Raw genomic sequence first — 17181 nt, 5'->3', positions numbered from 1 at the left:
TTTTGTTCAAATTAGCAGCACCCTGTTCCACGTTTCTGGAAATTTCCTGCGCACCCTGTGCTAATTGAGTCGTGCTGCTTGCTGTTTGCTGCGCACCCTGTGCCGTTTGTTCAGAAGATGAGCTCATTATCTTCCGAGCTCGCTGATATATCTTCTGTTGACTGAGCAACTGCGCCCACAAGCTCTCTAAGATTTTTTACTGTGAAATTAAGAGCTGATCCGAGTTTACCTGCTTCGTCACGCGATAAAGTCGATTCATCTATATTTACTTTTAAATTTCCTTTGGAAACCTCATCTAATGCTTTTACAACAAGATTTATCGGGTTTATGGTGCGATTAACAAAATATATATTGGCAAAAACAAGTAATAATATTGCTAAAAATACACCCCATAAAATTAAATTAAGATAGAAATAAAAGTCAGCTAAAATATAATTCTTTGGCAGAACTGAAACAAAAGACCAATATGTATTCGTACCTTCAAGATGAATAGGGCTAAATACTCTGTATACATCGCCTTTATATATTTTCGAATAATTATATTCTTTAACCTCTTTTCCTTGAATCGTTTGTTCAATAACTGACTTCAGTCCATATTTTGAGCCTGATTGCATAATAACTGACGGGTCAGCTCCATGAGCTACAAAAATTCCTTTTCCTGAGAGTAATGCCGCATAACCGCCCATAGGTTTTGTTTTTTCAACTAATGCCTGAAGCTTATCCAGCTTAATATCAGCACCGACTATTCCAAGAAAATCTCCGTTTTTATTTAAAATAGGCATTGTTAATGATGCCATTAAAACATCTTTTCCCTCTATTTTATAGAAGTATGGTTCTGTTAAAGTCAGCAATTTTGTTTTCTTTGGCAACAGGTAGTAATCCCCTGCGCCCTCTTTTTCATAATCAACCAGCGGTTCTAATTTAATTTCATTACCTGACCTGACAAGATAAGGAATGAGCCTTCCTGTGCCGTCATACCCTTTTCTGTTTATATAACTGGCATCTATGCCATCAAACTTGTTAGGTTCCCAAAGTGTATAAAACCCCAGAACATCAGGAGTATTGCTAATATATTTATGCAAAAGATTTATAATTTGTTCTCTTGATATGGAATGAGTTTCACTTGCAAACTGAACGGTATCCCTTATTTTGGATAATTCGCTTTTTGTTATCTCAAACTTCTTTAAGACATCTTGCGCCCCGATTAAAGCTTCTTTTTTTGCGAAATCTTCAGCTCTTTTAGTACTTTTAACTGAAATATTATCCAATAATACTGTTGATAGAATAAATAAGGCTATAACAACAATTGAGCATGTTATCAGATTTATTTTCCCTGCTATTTTTAAATTCTTGAACCACTGCATAAAGACCACCCTTTCCAGTTAACACAAAAGACGTTTTAGCTTTTTTCATAATCTAATAAAAATAATTTGATTTATTATTCAAAACAAACAAAACTTTGACAATTTGTTTGTTTTTTAAATAATAACATATATCGTGTGTCAAGAATAAGCGTTTTTTGTTATAAACAAAGAAAATAGTCTTTGTGACCAGTAAAATAAACAGATTAACAGGGTTACATTTCTTAATTTTAACCCATTGCTTGAGTTCAATTTTTAATTGCAACACGTTATCAGAACAAACATATATTATAGATATGTAGAAAGATAAGGTGTTGCAAATGGGAAGAGCAAAACATCTAACAGAAAAAGAAAAAGATGAAATCTCTATCCTGAAGGCAGAAGGAAAAAGTCCTGCTCAAATTGGTAAAATTATCGGCAGACATAGATCTACAATAATCAGAGAACTGAAAAAAGAAACCTCAGTACTTTATCGGGATAAATATGTTGGAAGTCAATCTCATAAAAATATTTAAAGAAATTGGGAAAACTCTCATAGACGAAAGAGACTGAACTCCAAAATCATTGAATATATTGAATTTAATCTAAAAATTGGTTATTCTCCTGAAATAATATCAAATAAAATAAAAGAAGAAATTGGAATGTCGGTAAGCCATGAAGCTGTTTATCAGTTTGTATACAAGGAAAGAAACGATTTAACAGTATTTTTAACCAGAAGACATTTGGGAAGAAAACCCAGAAGAAAATGACGGAAATCTAAACGTACTCTTATTCCAAACAGAATCGATATAGATAAAAGGCCAATAGAAGGGAATGAAAGAAAAGAATTCGGTCATTTTGAAGGGGATACAATATTTTCAAAGAAAAGTTTATCTGCACTTCTTGTAACTGCTGACAGATTGACAAGAAGAACAAAAATTAAAAAACTGACTCGCAAAACCGCTTTGCAAGCCAGTTCCAATATTATATTTGCACTTAAAGATTACAATATTATTGATTTAAAAACAATGACTTTTGATAATGGTTCAGAATTTTGTTACCACGAAAAAATAAAGGATGCTTTAGGCACTGAAATATATTTCTGTAAGCCTTATCACGCTTGGGAAAAAGGTACTGTGGAAAACATTAACGGTTTAATCAGAAGGTTCTTTCCTAAAGGAACTGATTTTGATACAATTTCAGAAGAACAAATCCAATATGTCGAAGATTGGATTAACAATCGCTCTATGAAATGTTTGGGCTTTAAATCCCCTAATCAAAAGGCTTTTGAACTAAATATTGCAATTGCTTGTTGCATTCAGCTAACCTTATAAATACAAAGTTTTACTAAGAGCTGATCTTGCTAAAATATTAAAATTAATATATATAAGCTTTTAAGGCTCGTTTAGAAACTGCGGTTAAAATCACAAACGAATTGTTTAACAAGACAACTTCCAAGACTTTCCTCTACAAATTTAAGATGGGTACAAAAAAATGAATAATGAATTTTCTGAAATAAGAGAAAGACAAATTCGATTTGAAGAAACATATTTAAGCGAATATGCCGCCAAAAGTTCTCAAACAAGGGGCAGGAAAATAAAAATAACACCATGCCCTATCAGAACAGAATTTCAGAGGGATCGAGACAGGATTCTTCACTCAAAAGCCTTTAGACGGTTGAAACACAAAACTCAGGTTTTTATTTCTCCGGCAGGTGATCATTATAGAACAAGAATGACGCATACTCTTGAAGTTTCACAAATAGCAAGGACAATAGCAAGAGCTTTGGCTCTAAATGAAGATTTGACAGAAGCAATCGCCCTCGGGCATGATTTAGGACATACTCCTTTCGGGCATACAGGAGAAGAAGTTCTTAACGAATTATTGTCGGGAGGTTTCAAACATAATGAACAAAGCTTAAGAGTGGTTGAATTTCTTGAAAATCTCAATCTTACGGAGGAAACCCTTGATGGAATTCTTAATCACACAGGAGAAAAAGCTCCTTTTACTCTTGAAGGTCAAATAGTTAAAATTGCAGATAGAATTGCGTATTTAAATCACGATATTGACGATGCAATAAGAGCAGGCATTATAAAAGAAACTGATCTTCCCAAAAATGCAATAGGCACACTCGGTTTAAATATAAATACAAGAATAACAACAACAATAAAAGATATTGTTTCAAACAGCAAAGACAGCATAAAAATGTCTACAGAGTGCAAAAAAGCAATGAATGAACTAAGAACCTGGATGTTCGAGAATGTTTATAAAGAATCTCTTGCAAAAAAAGAAGAGTCTAAAGCAAAAAAAGCTGTTTTAGAGCTTTTTAACTATTACATGGAAAATTCGCAGCAATTAGAGCAAGAATCAAAAACAAAATCAGACACAAAAGAAAGAATTGTAGGAGATTATATAGCCGGCATGACTGATAGATTTGCTTTGCAGGATTATATCGATAAATTCACGACAAAATCCTGAAAAATCAACAACTGTTCATTGATTAAAGCCTCTATCCTGCCGCAATCTTAAACCTTGTTAAGATTTTATAAAGCACGTGTTTGTGTATGCTAAACTTTTCTTAAGTGATAATCTTTAAAAAATTTAAAGACAGGCGGTAATAATTATGATTCCAATTTTAGACTTAAGTCATCAATACGAAGAATTAAAAACAGATTTAGAAAGAGCAGTATTAAAAGTTTTATCGTCAGGACAATATATTCTTGGCGAAAACGTCAAAAAACTCGAAAAAAGTTTTACCAAATATAACGAAGTGAACCATGCACTTGGAGTGGCTTCCGGCACTGACGCTCTTCATCTTGCGCTCAGAGCTCTTGATGTAGGTCCCGGTGATGAAGTTATTACTGTTTCTTTCACTTTCATAGCAACAGTTGAAGCTATAAGTTATGTTGGGGCAACTCCTGTTTTTGTGGATATAAACCCTGATACTTTTAACTTTGACCCGAAAGAACTTGAAAAGAAAATCACACCGAAAACAAAAGCAATAATTCCTGTTCATCTTTACGGTCAGCCGGTTGATATGTCATCAATCCTTGAAATTGCTAAAAAATACAATCTTTATGTAATAGAAGATTGCGCTCAAGCAATAGGAGCGGAATACAAAGGTAAAAAAGTCGGTTCTCTCGGTGATATAGGCTGTTTTAGTTTTTTCCCCACAAAAAACCTCGGAACTTTTGGCGATGGAGGAATGGTAACAACAAACAGCGATTATCTGGCAGAAAGATTGGCTTCTTTAAGAAATCATGGCAGTAAAGTCAGATATTATCACGATGAAGTTGGTTTAAACAGCCGTCTTGATGAAATTCATGCCGCTATCCTTAATGTAAAATTCCCTCATATCGACAAATGGAACTCAAAAAGAAGAGAAGCTGCATATTATTATAATGAATTGCTTAAAGATGTAAAAGAGATTCAAACACCTAAAGAACTTAAAGATGCTTATTGTGTTTACCATCAATACACAATCAAAGCGCCCGTTAGAGACAGTCTCGTTGAATCCTTAAGGCAAAAAGGCGTTATGGCAATGATTTATTACCCTGTGCCGATACATTTGCAAGCAGCTTACAAAAATTTCGGATTTGCCGAAGGGTTGTTGCCTAATACAGAAAAATGCACAATACAGGTACTTTCTTTGCCAATGTTCCCTGAAATCACCAGAGAACAGCAAAAACAAGTTACCGATGCTATTAAATCAAGTCTTGTGGAACTTTCAGTCAAAGCTTAATGTGGAACATAAAAAAACTTGGAAAAATACCCTATCAGGAAGCTTATGACTTTCAGCTTTCTCTTGTAGAAAAAAAAGAAAGTTCGAAAGATAATTATTTTCTCCTATGCGAGCATGACGCTGTTTTTACAAGGGGAAAGGGTTCAAAAGAAACCAGCATTCTTGATAAAAATATTCCTGTTGTGATGACAAATCGCGGCGGTGATTTGACTTATCACGAGCAGGGTCAGCTTGTAGGCTATATTATTCTTAATTTAAGAGAAGAAAAACTTAGTGTTAAGGCTTTTCTGGATAAAATTGAAAAATTAATCATAAATACGCTTTCAAGAATTAATATTGAAGCCAGAAAACATCCTGATTTAGTAGGCGTCTGGGTTGGAGAAAAAAAAATAGCTTCTGTCGGTATCGGAATAAAAAAAGGGATAACCTTGCATGGCTTTGCTCTTAATATAAATAATAAAATGGAAGGTTTTTCCAGAATAAACCCGTGCGGATTAAGTTCTGAAACAATGACTTCTGTAAAAGAATTAATCAAAGAAGAAATTCCTCTATCATTAGTTCAAGACATAATAATAGAGGAATTTTATAAGATTTTTTAACAAGATCGGCTTTTATTGTCCTACAACTAATGGCTGTTCAAGAGTTACAACCATTTTTGTACCTATAGGAAGATTAACTTCCCGACCTTTTTTGATAATTATATAGCCAAGCCCGACAACACCGCCTGTAATAGAACCCACTGCAGCACCTATACCAGCTTCACCGGCAATTGCGCCGATTCCTGTTCCTACTGCTAAGCCACCTACTGTTGTTACAGCAGTAGAAGAAACGTTTTTAACCAATTGCTGTTTTAATGAACCGCCTCTTAAAACACCGGTATTATCTTTTGTTACGATTTTGCCTATCATAGGAATTTTATGCCCGTAAGGAGGCTTAACACTGGTGAATTTTATTTCCATAATAGCATTTCTACCGATTCTTCCTGCATCTTCGCTATAAGTAACCTGCCCGTAAACTTCACTTCCTGCGGGAATTACGATATCGCTGCCCACAGAAATCGGTTGGTTAAGTGTAGCTGTGAAGATTTCACCGACATGATTTTTTTTTGTATTTATTTCTGAATTTGTAATAATTTCAAACGCTGTTCCCACCGGAACTGTTGTTACCGTTCCTTTTAAAACAGGTGTTTGATAATTATTAACATAAGGTGAATAACCCGGACTCTGGGTCGTCCCGTCAGTTACCGGAGGAAGCACCATGATTTCCTGAGCAGCCAGCGCCGGTAAACTTAAATTTCCTAAAACCGATAAAGTTAAAAATAATGAAGCAAATTTATTGAATTTCACTGCTTTTACCGTCCTTCTTTCTTCTTTCCCTTAAAATCATATTATTTTAATTCTTCCTTATTTTTCGAATTTTGTAAATAAACAAAAAATATGATTTTTTATATGAAGTGCTAAAATTATGTTGTCAAAAGAAATTACAGTTTAAAAGGCTCGAAAAGTGTCTGACTTTACTTCAAATATAAACGATAAAATCATAAATTCACTTAAAACAATTCTTGGAAATCAAAACGTATTGACTGATTACGAGGATAGATATGTTTATGCTTATGACGCTACAGCTATAGGAGAAAATTTATACCTTCCCGATGTTGTTGCTTTGCCGGAAAATAAAGAACAGATTTGTCAAATTATAAAAATAGCAAACGAAAACGAAATTCCTGTCATTACCAGAGCGGCAGGAACAAATCTTGTAGGCGGATGTATCCCTTTAAAAGGCGGTATAATTTTACACTTATCAAAAATGAACAAAATTTTAGATATAGACAAAAATAATCTGATTTGTGCAGTTCAACCATGCGTTGCGCTGGGAAATCTTCAACAGGAAGTTGATGATATCGGTCTTTTTTACCCTCCTGATCCTGCGAGCCTAAAAATTTCCACAATCGGCGGAAGCATTGCCCAGTCCTCCGGAGGACCTCGCGGTTTTAAATACGGAACAACCAAAGATTATGTATTAGGGCTTGAAATCATCCTTGCTGATGGAACTCTTATGAAAACAGGCGGAACCACAGTTAAAAACGTCACAGGTTACAATTTAACCCAGCTTTTCGTTGGTTCGGAAGGAACTCTTGGCATAATAGTAGAAGCAACGCTTAAACTAATCCCAAAACCTGAAGAACAGCAGGTAATGCTGGCATATTTTGAATCAATGAATCTCGCAGCAAAAGCAATTACAGGCATAATTTCCGCTAAAATAACTCCTGCCACTCTTGATATTATGGACAAAAACACAATGGAAACAATAGAAAATTTCCATCATATAGGACTTCCATCTGATATGGAGGCTGTTTTAGTGATTGAAACAGACGGATTTAAAGAATCTGTGAAGGTTCAAACTCAACAAATAATTGATATCTGCAACCAATTTGGGGCTAAAAACATAAGAGTTTCCAAAAATCAGCAAGAAGCAGACGAAATATGGTTTGCCAGAAGATCCGCATTTGGAGCAGTCGCAAGACTAAGACCAAATGTCTTAACGGAAGATGCTGTTGTCCCCAGAGATAAAATCCCCGAATTCATAAGTAAAATAAGAAAAATTTCTGACAAATATAATTTAACGGTCTGTATTATGGGACATGCCGGAGACGGCAATATTCACCCCAATTTCTCGCTGGACTTGAGAGACAAAAAAGAGGCAGAAAACTTTGAAAAAGCTGCCGAAGAACTATTTGATGCCGCTATAGAGCTTGGCGGATCTTTATCCGGAGAACATGGAATCGGTATGTTAAAGTCAAGCTTTATGAAAAAAGCTCTTGATGAAAATTCTATCAAGTATATGAAAGAGATTAAAAAACTTTTTGACCCTAAAAACATTTTAAACCCGGGCAAGATTTTCCATGAGTGAAAAAAAAACAAATTTTAAAAGCTTAAATAACTATGCGGAAGATGTGTATAAATGCACAAAATGCGGCTTATGCCAGTCAGTTTGCCCCGTTTATAAAGCAACTGGCCTGGAAACTTCTGTTTCAAGAGGCAAATTTACTCTTTTAAACGGTATAATCAACGGTAAATTGAAATTCAATAAAAAAGTCGCTAAAAACCTTGAACTTTGTCTTGGCTGCAAAGCTTGTTATGATTTTTGCCCGAGCGGTATTTCGGCAGAAGAAATCATATCAGCAGCAAGGCATGAAAGTGCGAAAGTCAACGGAATAGGCTTTATTAAAGGATTTATACTCGCTAATTTCAAGTCAAACTTTAGGCTGGGTTTGCTTAAAATGATACTAGACGCTTATAGATTTATCTTTTCTTTTTTTGAGGGTTTTATCCCGAAGAATCTTGCAGGCATTTTTAAAAAACCAAAATTAATTATTAATTTTTTAAATTTATTTAACTCGCAGCTCAAAGAACACATAAAATACAACAAACTTAAACCGCTAAAACAACCATCAAGTATCAATATAATTTATTTTCCCGGCTGTATAAACAACTATGTAAACTCCAGTGTCAAAAATGCTGTCTTAATGGTGCTTGAAAAAAACGGTTTCAAGGTAAATATTCCAAAAAACTTTACCTGTTGCGGAATAGCAGCAAGAAGTGCCGGAGATTACAAAAGCTTTTCTGAGCTTGCAGAAAATAATTTAAACCAGATTCCTGATAATGTTGACTATATAATTACAGACTGTGCTTCATGCGGTTCTGTTTGGGAATTTTACCCTGATTTTGTCCGTCAGGAACTTGTCAATAAAGCCCGACTCCTTACTGAAAAAACAATAAATATTAATAAATTCCTTGCCGAAAGAGAACTTTACATTCCTGAAAACGCTGAAATTAATAAAAAAATAACTTATCATGACCCGTGCCACTTAAAAAGATTCCAGAAAGTATTTGAAGAGCCGAGAAAAATACTTAAAAAAATACAGGGGATAGATTTTCGAGAAATGAAAGACTCTGACGTATGCTGCGGAGCAGCAGGAACTTTTTGTATTTCACAACCTGAAATATCAAAGGCAATTTCATCGGAAAAAGCTCAAAATATAATTAATACTAAAGCAGATATAGTTTGCACAAGCTGTGCAGGTTGCAAAATAGGCCTTTCTCAGGGATTAACAGAAAAAAACTCAACAATACCAATCTATCACCCCGTTGAACTTCTCGCAGAATTATATCTTATAGACGAAAAATAAAATAATTTTTTAATTAACCAAACTAATTCTGCTGGCTATAGTTTAGTTACAGCCGGCTAAAATACCACTAAATCACTTTATTTTTAATTTATTTAGTAATTTAATTTATATACCGCTTCAACAATAAATTCAGGATTTTAACAACCGGCAGAAAAGCGGTATTCGTCAGTAGGAGCGTTATTTTCGGAAATGATGAGTTTTCGAAAATATAAACTCGTTTTAGTATAAATAGATTAAAGAGGAGATTGTTATGAAAAAGTTTATTATTTCACTTTCGGTAATTGGAACAATGTTTTGTGCAAATTTGGGAGCATCTGCTTCACAAACAATCGGTTTTGTTGATATGACTAAAATTCTTGGAAATTATACAAAAGCGCAGGAAATTACCAACGAAATTAAAGACCAGCAGAATGAAATTCAAAAAATGATAACAGAAGCAAGAACTCAGGTTGGCGAAGCTAAAACAGATACGGAACGAGCCGAACTTGAAAAAAAATTAAGCGAAGAAATTCAGCAAAAAAATAATGTTTTTAAAGCTGATTACGAAAAAAACGTGCAGGCACTTCAGAACAATATTATCACTACAGTAAAAAAAGTTGCTGACCATAAAAAAATCGATTTTATTTTCAAGAAAGACAATATCATTATGGGAGGAAAAGACATTACAGAGGAAGTTCTTTCCGAATTAAACAAGTAAAATTTTCTACAGAGTAAGACGCACCGGATTTTTACCCGGTGCGTTTATTATTTTAATTTTTAATTGTATAATTATTTTCGGGTAGGCACTCTAATCGCTACCGCTAAGCTACGACTGCAAATCGTAAAAATTTCTTAGCAAAGGTGGTGATGCTTATGATAGATGGGAATAAAATAATAAGAAAAGCCCTAGAAATTCTAGAGCTAATCTTAAAAATAATAACCATTTTAATAAATGAATAGAGTAAACGGGAGTTAGCGCTCCCTGCCTATCCACCTTTTTATTTTAACATATTTAAATTTTTTTTAAAGGGTTATTTATCATGAAAATGTCAAAACTGTTTTTTAACACATTAAGAGAAACTCCGGCTGATGCAGAAGTAATCAGCCACCAGCTACTTATACGGGCAGGCTATATAAGAAAAACAACCAGCGGAATTTATACATACATGCCTCTTATGTACAGAGTGCTTAAAAAAATTGAAAATATAATCCGTGAAGAAATGGATGCCAAAGATGCACAAGAATTGCTTCTTCCTATACTTCAACCTGAAGAACTATGGCAGGAATCAGGAAGATGGGAAGTCTATGGAAAAGAACTAATGCGCCTCAAAGACAGGCATGGAAAAATGTGTGCGCTTGGACCAACACACGAAGAAATTATTACAGCCCTCGCAAGAGATGAAATTAAATCTTACAGGCAGCTTCCTGTCAACTTATATCAGATTCAGGACAAATTCAGGGACGAAATAAGACCAAGATTCGGACTTTTAAGAGGCAAAGAATTTATAATGAAAGATGCTTACAGCTTTGACGCTGATGAAGAAGGTCTTGATGTTTCTTACCAAAAGATGACCGAAGCTTATATAAATATTTTCAACAGATGCGGACTCGAAACAAAAATGGTACGAAGCGATTCAGGAGCGATAGGCGGGAGCGTAAGCCATGAGTTTATGGTACTAACCAGAACTGACAGCGGAGAAAACGATGTTCTTTTTTGCGATTCCTGCGGTTATGCGGCAAATTCAAACAGAGCCGAGTCAAAAATGCTTCCTGCGGAAACTGACGGCAAATTTACAGAAGCCAGAGAAGTTGATACTCCTAATGTAAAAACCATCGAAACTTTATCACAGTTCTTGAATATTCCACCTTCTGTTATCTGTAAATCACTTGTATATGTGGCAGACCAAAGATATGTTCTTGCTCTTATCAGAGGCGATAAGACAATAGAAGAAATTAAACTCAAAAATGCTCTTAATGCAAATGAATTGAGAATTGCAACAGAAGCAGACGTAAAAGAACTGGGAGAAAAATTTAATCTTGAATTAGAAACAGGCTTTATCGGATCAAAAGGACTTAATGTTCAAATTATAGGCGATAACAGCATAGCGGACTTAAAGAACTTTGTGGTTGGAATTAACAAAGCTGATGTGCATTTAGTCGGGGCTAACTGGGGCAAAGATATTGATCTTCCTAAAACATTAACCGATATCAGGCTTGCCGAGGCAGGTGAAATCTGTCCTAACTGCAGCGGAAAACTTGATATTACCAAAGGAATCGAAGTTGGGAACATTTTTAAACTCGGGACAAAATATTCCAAAAAAATGAAAGCAACTTTTACGGATGAAACCGGCAAAGAAAACCCTTTTATTATGGGCTGTTACGGAATCGGTGTTTCAAGAACTGCTGCGGCTGCTATTGAAAGATATCATGATGAAAATGGAATCAAATGGCCTATGGCTATAGCACCGTATCATGTAATTATAGTTCCCGTAAATATAAATGATACGCTTCAGATGGAAACAGCAGAAGCTTTCTATAAAGAGCTTACAGAGAAAAATATTGAAGTTATCATTGATGACAGATCTGAAAGAGCAGGAGTAAAATTCAAAGATGCTGATTTAATAGGTATTCCTGTAAGAATAACTGTCGGAAAAACCATAACTGAGGGTAATGTTGAAATAAAAATCCGCTCAACAGGCGAAATGACAATCGTTCCAAAAGATGAAGCCGTCAACAAAGTCCTTGAACTGATTACAACCTCCATATAAACAAATCACTTCAAAAATAACTCAAACATATGGTGATTTTTTTAAAAATATAATTATAATTAGCTTTGTAACCAAAGTGGGGAATTTGCCATGTTGGACAAATATAATTCAAACCAGTTATTCTTAAATGCAAAATTCGGCTTGCAAAGAGTTTATGACACACTAGACAAGACTAATCTAAACGGAATTTCCCTTGGAGATTTTGTAAATCAAAACCAGATTGCAACATCAGATTTGCCTTTTTCTGACCTGTTAAAACTCAATTTTAACAATATAGATACAAATCAGAACCAGTTCATTTCAAAAGAAGAACTCACTAATTTGCTAAATTCTATTGATAAACAAGGCTTAACTTATGCCCAGCTAAAAACCTTATCGGGGCAGACAGGTAATTCGGTAAATACTTCTAAAAAACTACTTGATGAAGTAATCCAAAATTTTAATAAAATAGATACAAATCATGACGGGCATGTTTCTCAAGCAGAAATAAACACTTATAAATTTAATAAAGAAATTGAAGACAAGAAAAAAGAATTATGTGACTTTAAAGCTTCGAATATATCGGTATTTTATGATGGCAACAGCACAGATACTGCTGATTCAACAGACACTAATACAACAAACCAAAATAAAACTTCTTTTACTAATTATTAAGCAGGTGTAGAATCTGTAGCCGTATCAGTTTCGCTTTGTATAGAATCTTCTTTGCTGTAATAAAAACCTGTAAGCTCAGAAATTGACTTTCCCCACTTATCAAGTAGTTCTTCAGGATTGCTGGAAACTTCTATTAACGGACCTATTCTTACAACAAGTTTCCCAAAAAACGGACAAAAAGGTCTTCTAAAGTCTATTCCGACAGGAAGCACTTTTGTTTTTGTTGTTTTTGCAAGATAGCCAAAACCTGAATTTATTTTGCCTACTTTTTTAGCTTTTACTCTTGTTCCTTCAGGGAAAATTCCTAAAAGCCATTTTGTTTTGGATAAAACATCTTTTGCGGATTTAATTGTTGAAATTTCAAGCTTTTCTCTATTGACGGAAAAAGCACCCAAAGCTTGAATAATCGGGGAAAGAACAGGCACATGAAACAGTTCTTCTTTTGCCATAAAAGCTACAGACCTTTTTGTTGCCAGACAAACTATAAACGGATCAAAATAAGAAGAGTGATTTGATGCAACTATATATGCTCCGTCTTTTGGAACATTTTCCCTGCCGTTAATTTCTACCCTAAAAAAAATTTTAAAAAACGGATAACTTATAAAATAAATTACGAAATATTGAAATATTTTTTTAAATTTGTTGTAACTTTCCGGTTTGACTTTTGCAAACTTATTTGCCATTGCTATCTTACAATCCTTATTAAACTTATTACCTAAACCAAACAATTATTTTTTTGGAGCTGTATAATAACAATTTAGCAAAAAAATGGATTTTTGGGAAAAAAGAATGATAATCTTTCAAAATTTAAAGTTTAAAATTTAAATCAAAACGGTTTTTTAATCAAGATCCAGCTCTTCATCGGTTACGACATCGCCTTGAAGTGCTTTTACCTGAATGTTATGCATGACAGTAGCCACAAGAAGATCAAATGACTTTAAATTCTGAATTTCTGGCGAAAACTCTCTAATAAGCGCCTGTTTCACCATTTTTTCCAAACTTTCAATCGGATTGGACATTTCATTGTTTTTTCTACCGGAATCAGGACAAATAAAATTAATGTACTCTGATGTTAATTTGAGATCCTGCATCTGGGTAAACAAAAACCATCGTAACTTTGGACCGATACCTTTTAGTTCATTGGTGAACTTTAAATTTTTCATACTTTTCATTTTTTAGACCCGTTTATTTCTTAATTTCCCTCACGCTTTAAATTTGTTTTCTTTTATCTAATTACTTAAAACTCGTGATAACAAAAAATTCATAGTTGACGCACATACAATTTACAAAATTTAACATATTTTTTACATGTGGGGATCATCGTCGTCAGGAGCTGCTATTTCAAGATTTTTATAAGTTATTAAAGTCACTTCATCATCGTCATTTATCTGTTGATTATAATTTTTTGACAAAAAATCTATCAAATCTTTTTTATTCGACATGCTTTTTTTATATTTTGCCAAATTTTCATCAGAGATATCTTTTATTTTTACAAGTTCAAGATCGCCCACTATAATGCCTTGTCTGACAATTTTATGATCAACCCTGATATCAACAACCTCGTCAGGAGTATAATAACAATTATCAAAATAAAGACTTCCGGGTCTAATTGCTATTCTTACAGATTCCATGTCCTCTGAAATCACTTCGTCATAAAATTCTTTAGGCCAATTAATTGCCTTTGCCATGTTGGTATCTCCCGATATTATGCCTATTTTCCCGAAAAAGTAATAGTTATTATACAACTATATTTTATAATACTATTAATTTTTATTCAAAGCTTCTTTTAAAGCAGTTTCAAGAGTCTGAATTTTAGCTTCAAGTGCTTTTACTTTATCAGAACTTTCTTCTGACACTATAGAAGTTTTTTCGACATTTCTTGATAATTTTTTAATTTTTTCTTTAAGTTCAATATTTTTTGAATAAGTGAGCAAAAAGCCTGCTAAAACGCCATATAAACCGATAATTAAATATATCCAGCCCGAATCAACCGGAATACCGTTAATCAAAGGTTTATAATTAAGTGTTAAAGAAGGACCGTGATTTACAAAAGAAAAATAAAATAAATCTGCAATAATTAATATTCCAAAAATAAAATAAACTTTTTTCATAACATTCTCCTTTTATTTAAATTTGTATTCAAAAAATAAAAACTCCAGCAACATCTTATAACAAAGTTTATTGCCGGAGAATAACAAAATTTTTATTTTTATTTTTTTAATTAGTTATCTGATTTCTTAGATTTATTATTTGCTGTTCATACTGTTCAAGCCTTGTTTTATCACCGTACAAAATGGCTTCTCTTGAAGCCCTGCTTTGCGATGCTTCTATTTGATGTATTTGCTGAATTATTAAAGAATTATGATTTTCTGTTTGATTTTCGGCATACTCAACAATTTGTCCGTTTTCAAATTTGTATAATTTTTGATCATCGGGAATTTCAGCAAGTTCATATTCCGATAAATTTTCAAATTCGGTATCTATTTGACCAAAAAATAATTCATTTGTATTTTTATTTAAAATTCTGCAATTTTTCAACATATTAAAATGCCCTTTCTGAAATTGTGTATATTTTCCAAGAACCTGCTGTTTGCGCTGTTACACCTCTTGAAGGTTCAATATCTGTCAGAAAAAATGAAGATATACTAACAGATAAAGTATTTTTAGTGATTTTTGTTATTGGCGCTCTTCCATGTATAAAATGGACTACTGTCCCATATTGATCCATTATTGCGGGATCTGATCCTGTAAAGACTTCTCCAATATCATTAACGGCATAAGAACCATCTACGGTAGCGCATCTTGCCATAGCTTTTGTTTTTATTTTTGTTGTTCCGATATTATGATTTATAACTGTTGTTGTTGAGGTTGCCCCTGTGTATTCTAGAGAAATACATTGCCCGTTAAAGGCATAACTTATAGGCGTTCCAAGAGTACCAGATGTTTTTGTCGCTTCTCCGAGCTTTACAAATTGTGTTTCTGTCCACACTCCCGATATTTTTTTAAAAGGTTTATAAGGTTTAACGGATATTTGTAACCAATAATCTCCGTCGGAGCCGCCTGAAGGTACTTGATAACTTTCCGTAACGCCGGTGGCTTTTTGAACTATATCGTTATTTTTTTCTTTAATAAATACGGTTGTTGAACTATCAGCAATAGAAGCAACGTTTTGGTCTGCCGGTATTATTTCCTGTGAGGAATCCGGATAAATTAAAACAATATTTGTACTTGTAGCCTGTATTGTTACCGTTGAATTATCTACTTTAGAAATAAATGAAGCATAACCGTTGGCATCAATAGAACCGCTTGAGACTGAATAAGGAACATATCCGCTTTTGGTAAGGTTAAAAGCTCCTTTTATACTGCCTATATTACTATTATGACTGATAAAATTGCTTACTTTGCTGCTTAGATTAATATTTTTTGTTGCCGAATCACTTGCAAAAGTATTTCCGAGAAAAACAAAAGAGCCGCTCGTTGTAACTTCTGACAGGTCTATAGCATAAACTTGCGTTGTAAGAGTATGAATATGACAGCCAATCATCGATAACAGGCTTAAATTTGCAGAAGAACCCGTAAATGTTGAAAATATTTTCTGTGTTCCATTTTCAAATTTTGAACCTGAACAAGTAATTTCAGCATTATCATACTTTATATCATATTCGTTTGCAGAAAAAATTCCGCCGGAAATGTTTATTTTTGAGTTTGCATAAGCTGCAAGAGCTGTTGAGCATCCATCAAACCTGCAATCTGTTAAATGCTGTGTCGGAACTCTAAATGACATGCCGGTTATACAAGAAGAAACCTGACATTTTTCGAAATAAACATCATTTGCAAAATATTGCGGGCTATCTGCATCAAACCCCTGAATTCCGACTCCGCCACAAGATGAAACTCTTACATTCCTCAAAATCTGATTATAAGTACTGCTGTTTTTTGCAAGGTTAATTCCATTTACTCCGGAAGTGCTAAGCCCGTCCAATTTTATATTTTCAATTCTCACATTATTATAAGAAGCATTTATCATAAGTCCATTAGCTGCACCATGCCAGCGAAGAACTGATGTATAAGAATTTGCGCCAAATATCCCCTGCCCTAAAGCCTTAAAAACGAGGGTGTTTGTAATTTTTACACTTTTATTGGCAGGAATAAACGGATTTTTGCCTGAATCGAGAATACTTTGAATAATAGCCGTATCGTCAGTAAGATCGTCACATTTTGCACCTGCTTTTTCAACATTTATAAGATCCTCGCCGCCATTAGTTTCAAGAGTTGTAAAATTAGTTTCAAGAGTGCCTAATCTTGTTTCCTGACTATTGTGCCCCTGCCTTAGAGTTTCAAAATTATCGTTTATCTCACTTGCAAGGGCTTTTGTTCCCGGAACAAACTGCGTTAAATTGTTAATACTTGTCATAAGACTCCTTTCCCGCTAAATATCTTTTTTTTATTTTCTCCACAGAATAACATACGGGAAAAACCCCGTTATTCTTTCAACAAAGAGTTAATTTT

17 protein-coding genes and 1 pseudogene are annotated in these 17181 nt (G+C 33.9%); 10 read left to right on the top strand and 8 right to left on the bottom strand.

Annotation, left to right across the window (positions count from 1 at the left end):
* Positions 1-110 precede the first annotated feature (110 nt).
* Positions 111-1364: a methyl-accepting chemotaxis protein gene (locus tag WCG23_07320; protein ID MEI8389681.1), complete on the bottom strand. Its 1254-nt coding sequence runs from the start codon at positions 1362-1364 to the stop codon at positions 111-113.
* A gap of 317 nt (positions 1365-1681) precedes the next feature.
* Between WCG23_07320 and WCG23_07315 the strand changes: the two genes are divergently transcribed.
* The 5 genes and pseudogenes from WCG23_07315 to lipB all read left to right on the top strand — a co-directional run bounded on the left by WCG23_07315 (position 1682) and on the right by lipB (position 5681).
* Positions 1682-1876, top strand: a complete 195-nt coding sequence (locus tag WCG23_07315) for a helix-turn-helix domain-containing protein (GenBank protein ID MEI8389680.1) — start codon at positions 1682-1684, stop codon at positions 1874-1876.
* Between the two features lie 252 nt (positions 1877-2128).
* A pseudogene (locus WCG23_07310) lies at positions 2129-2674 on the top strand (IS30 family transposase).
* Between the two features lie 160 nt (positions 2675-2834).
* Positions 2835-3818: a deoxyguanosinetriphosphate triphosphohydrolase gene (locus WCG23_07305; protein ID MEI8389679.1), complete on the top strand. Its 984-nt coding sequence runs from the start codon at positions 2835-2837 to the stop codon at positions 3816-3818.
* Positions 3819-3960: 142 nt separating this feature from the next.
* Positions 3961-5082 carry a DegT/DnrJ/EryC1/StrS family aminotransferase gene (locus tag WCG23_07300; protein MEI8389678.1) on the top strand — a complete coding sequence of 374 codons (1122 nt, stop codon included), beginning with the start codon at positions 3961-3963 and terminating at the stop codon, positions 5080-5082.
* Positions 5082-5681: a lipoyl(octanoyl) transferase LipB gene (lipB, locus tag WCG23_07295; GenBank protein ID MEI8389677.1), complete on the top strand. Its 600-nt coding sequence runs from the start codon at positions 5082-5084 to the stop codon at positions 5679-5681. The genes WCG23_07300 and lipB overlap by 1 nt, the downstream gene beginning before the upstream one ends.
* Positions 5682-5693: 12 nt before the next feature.
* On the opposite strand, the gene WCG23_07290 is transcribed toward lipB, so the two are convergent.
* On the bottom strand, positions 5694-6428 hold the full coding sequence (locus tag WCG23_07290) for a glycine zipper family protein (GenBank protein ID MEI8389676.1): 735 nt from the start codon (positions 6426-6428) through the stop codon (positions 5694-5696).
* A gap of 157 nt (positions 6429-6585) precedes the next feature.
* Between WCG23_07290 and WCG23_07285 the strand changes: the two genes are divergently transcribed.
* The 5 genes from WCG23_07285 (at position 6586) to WCG23_07265 (ending at position 12672) form a co-directional block, all read left to right on the top strand.
* Positions 6586-7992 carry an FAD-linked oxidase C-terminal domain-containing protein gene (locus tag WCG23_07285; GenBank protein ID MEI8389675.1) on the top strand — a complete coding sequence of 469 codons (1407 nt, stop codon included), beginning with the start codon at positions 6586-6588 and terminating at the stop codon, positions 7990-7992.
* Entirely contained in the window at positions 7985-9271 is a 1287-nt protein-coding gene (locus WCG23_07280) for a (Fe-S)-binding protein (GenBank protein MEI8389674.1), read from the top strand. The genes WCG23_07285 and WCG23_07280 overlap by 8 nt, the downstream gene beginning before the upstream one ends.
* 250 nt (positions 9272-9521) lie before the next feature.
* On the top strand, positions 9522-9968 hold the full coding sequence (locus WCG23_07275; GenBank protein ID MEI8389673.1) for an OmpH family outer membrane protein: 447 nt from the start codon (positions 9522-9524) through the stop codon (positions 9966-9968).
* Positions 9969-10290: 322 nt separating this feature from the next.
* Positions 10291-12018, top strand: coding sequence for a proline--tRNA ligase (locus tag WCG23_07270; protein MEI8389672.1), 1728 nt, complete (start codon positions 10291-10293; stop codon positions 12016-12018).
* A gap of 90 nt (positions 12019-12108) precedes the next feature.
* Positions 12109-12672 (top strand): EF-hand domain-containing protein, encoded by a 564-nt coding sequence (locus tag WCG23_07265; protein ID MEI8389671.1) that lies wholly within the window; start codon positions 12109-12111, stop codon positions 12670-12672.
* On the opposite strand, the gene WCG23_07260 is transcribed toward WCG23_07265, so the two are convergent.
* The 6 genes from WCG23_07260 to WCG23_07235 form a co-directional block, all read right to left on the bottom strand.
* Positions 12669-13355 (bottom strand): lysophospholipid acyltransferase family protein, encoded by a 687-nt coding sequence (locus tag WCG23_07260; protein MEI8389670.1) that lies wholly within the window; start codon positions 13353-13355, stop codon positions 12669-12671. The genes WCG23_07265 and WCG23_07260 overlap by 4 nt on opposite strands.
* 156 nt (positions 13356-13511) lie before the next feature.
* Positions 13512-13844, bottom strand: coding sequence for a hypothetical protein (locus WCG23_07255; GenBank protein MEI8389669.1), 333 nt, complete (start codon positions 13842-13844; stop codon positions 13512-13514).
* Between the two features lie 132 nt (positions 13845-13976).
* The gene (locus WCG23_07250) at positions 13977-14360 is read right to left on the bottom strand and encodes a hypothetical protein (protein MEI8389668.1); all 384 of its coding nucleotides are present in this window, start codon (positions 14358-14360) and stop codon (positions 13977-13979) included.
* Positions 14361-14435: 75 nt separating this feature from the next.
* Entirely contained in the window at positions 14436-14783 is a 348-nt protein-coding gene (locus tag WCG23_07245) for a hypothetical protein (protein MEI8389667.1), read from the bottom strand.
* 106 nt (positions 14784-14889) lie between these two features.
* Positions 14890-15213: a hypothetical protein gene (locus tag WCG23_07240; GenBank protein MEI8389666.1), complete on the bottom strand. Its 324-nt coding sequence runs from the start codon at positions 15211-15213 to the stop codon at positions 14890-14892.
* 1 nt (position 15214) lies between these two features.
* Positions 15215-17086, bottom strand: a complete 1872-nt coding sequence (locus WCG23_07235; protein ID MEI8389665.1) for a hypothetical protein — start codon at positions 17084-17086, stop codon at positions 15215-15217.
* Positions 17087-17181: the final 95 nt, after the last annotated feature.

It is taken from the genome of bacterium, assembly GCA_037147175.1.
Taxonomy (GTDB): domain Bacteria; phylum Cyanobacteriota; class Vampirovibrionia; order Gastranaerophilales; family UBA9971; genus UBA9971.
Note: the sequence above shows the minus strand (reverse complement) of the source record. Positions and strands in the feature narration are given on the sequence as shown.

Coding starts and splice junctions, on each gene's coding strand:
- WCG23_07320 (MEI8389681.1), bottom strand. CDS start 1,364: ATGCAGTGGTTCAAGAATTTAAAAATAGCAGGGAAAATAAATCTGATA.
- WCG23_07315 (MEI8389680.1), top strand. CDS start 1,682: ATGGGAAGAGCAAAACATCTAACAGAAAAAGAAAAAGATGAAATCTCT.
- WCG23_07305 (MEI8389679.1), top strand. CDS start 2,835: ATGAATAATGAATTTTCTGAAATAAGAGAAAGACAAATTCGATTTGAA.
- lipB (MEI8389677.1), top strand. CDS start 5,082: ATGTGGAACATAAAAAAACTTGGAAAAATACCCTATCAGGAAGCTTAT.
- WCG23_07280 (MEI8389674.1), top strand. CDS start 7,985: ATGAGTGAAAAAAAAACAAATTTTAAAAGCTTAAATAACTATGCGGAA.
- WCG23_07275 (MEI8389673.1), top strand. CDS start 9,522: ATGAAAAAGTTTATTATTTCACTTTCGGTAATTGGAACAATGTTTTGT.
- WCG23_07270 (MEI8389672.1), top strand. CDS start 10,291: ATGAAAATGTCAAAACTGTTTTTTAACACATTAAGAGAAACTCCGGCT.
- WCG23_07265 (MEI8389671.1), top strand. CDS start 12,109: ATGTTGGACAAATATAATTCAAACCAGTTATTCTTAAATGCAAAATTC.
- WCG23_07260 (MEI8389670.1), bottom strand. CDS start 13,355: ATGGCAAATAAGTTTGCAAAAGTCAAACCGGAAAGTTACAACAAATTT.
- WCG23_07255 (MEI8389669.1), bottom strand. CDS start 13,844: ATGAAAAGTATGAAAAATTTAAAGTTCACCAATGAACTAAAAGGTATC.
- WCG23_07250 (MEI8389668.1), bottom strand. CDS start 14,360: ATGGCAAAGGCAATTAATTGGCCTAAAGAATTTTATGACGAAGTGATT.
- WCG23_07245 (MEI8389667.1), bottom strand. CDS start 14,783: ATGAAAAAAGTTTATTTTATTTTTGGAATATTAATTATTGCAGATTTA.
- WCG23_07240 (MEI8389666.1), bottom strand. CDS start 15,213: ATGTTGAAAAATTGCAGAATTTTAAATAAAAATACAAATGAATTATTT.
- WCG23_07235 (MEI8389665.1), bottom strand. CDS start 17,086: ATGACAAGTATTAACAATTTAACGCAGTTTGTTCCGGGAACAAAAGCC.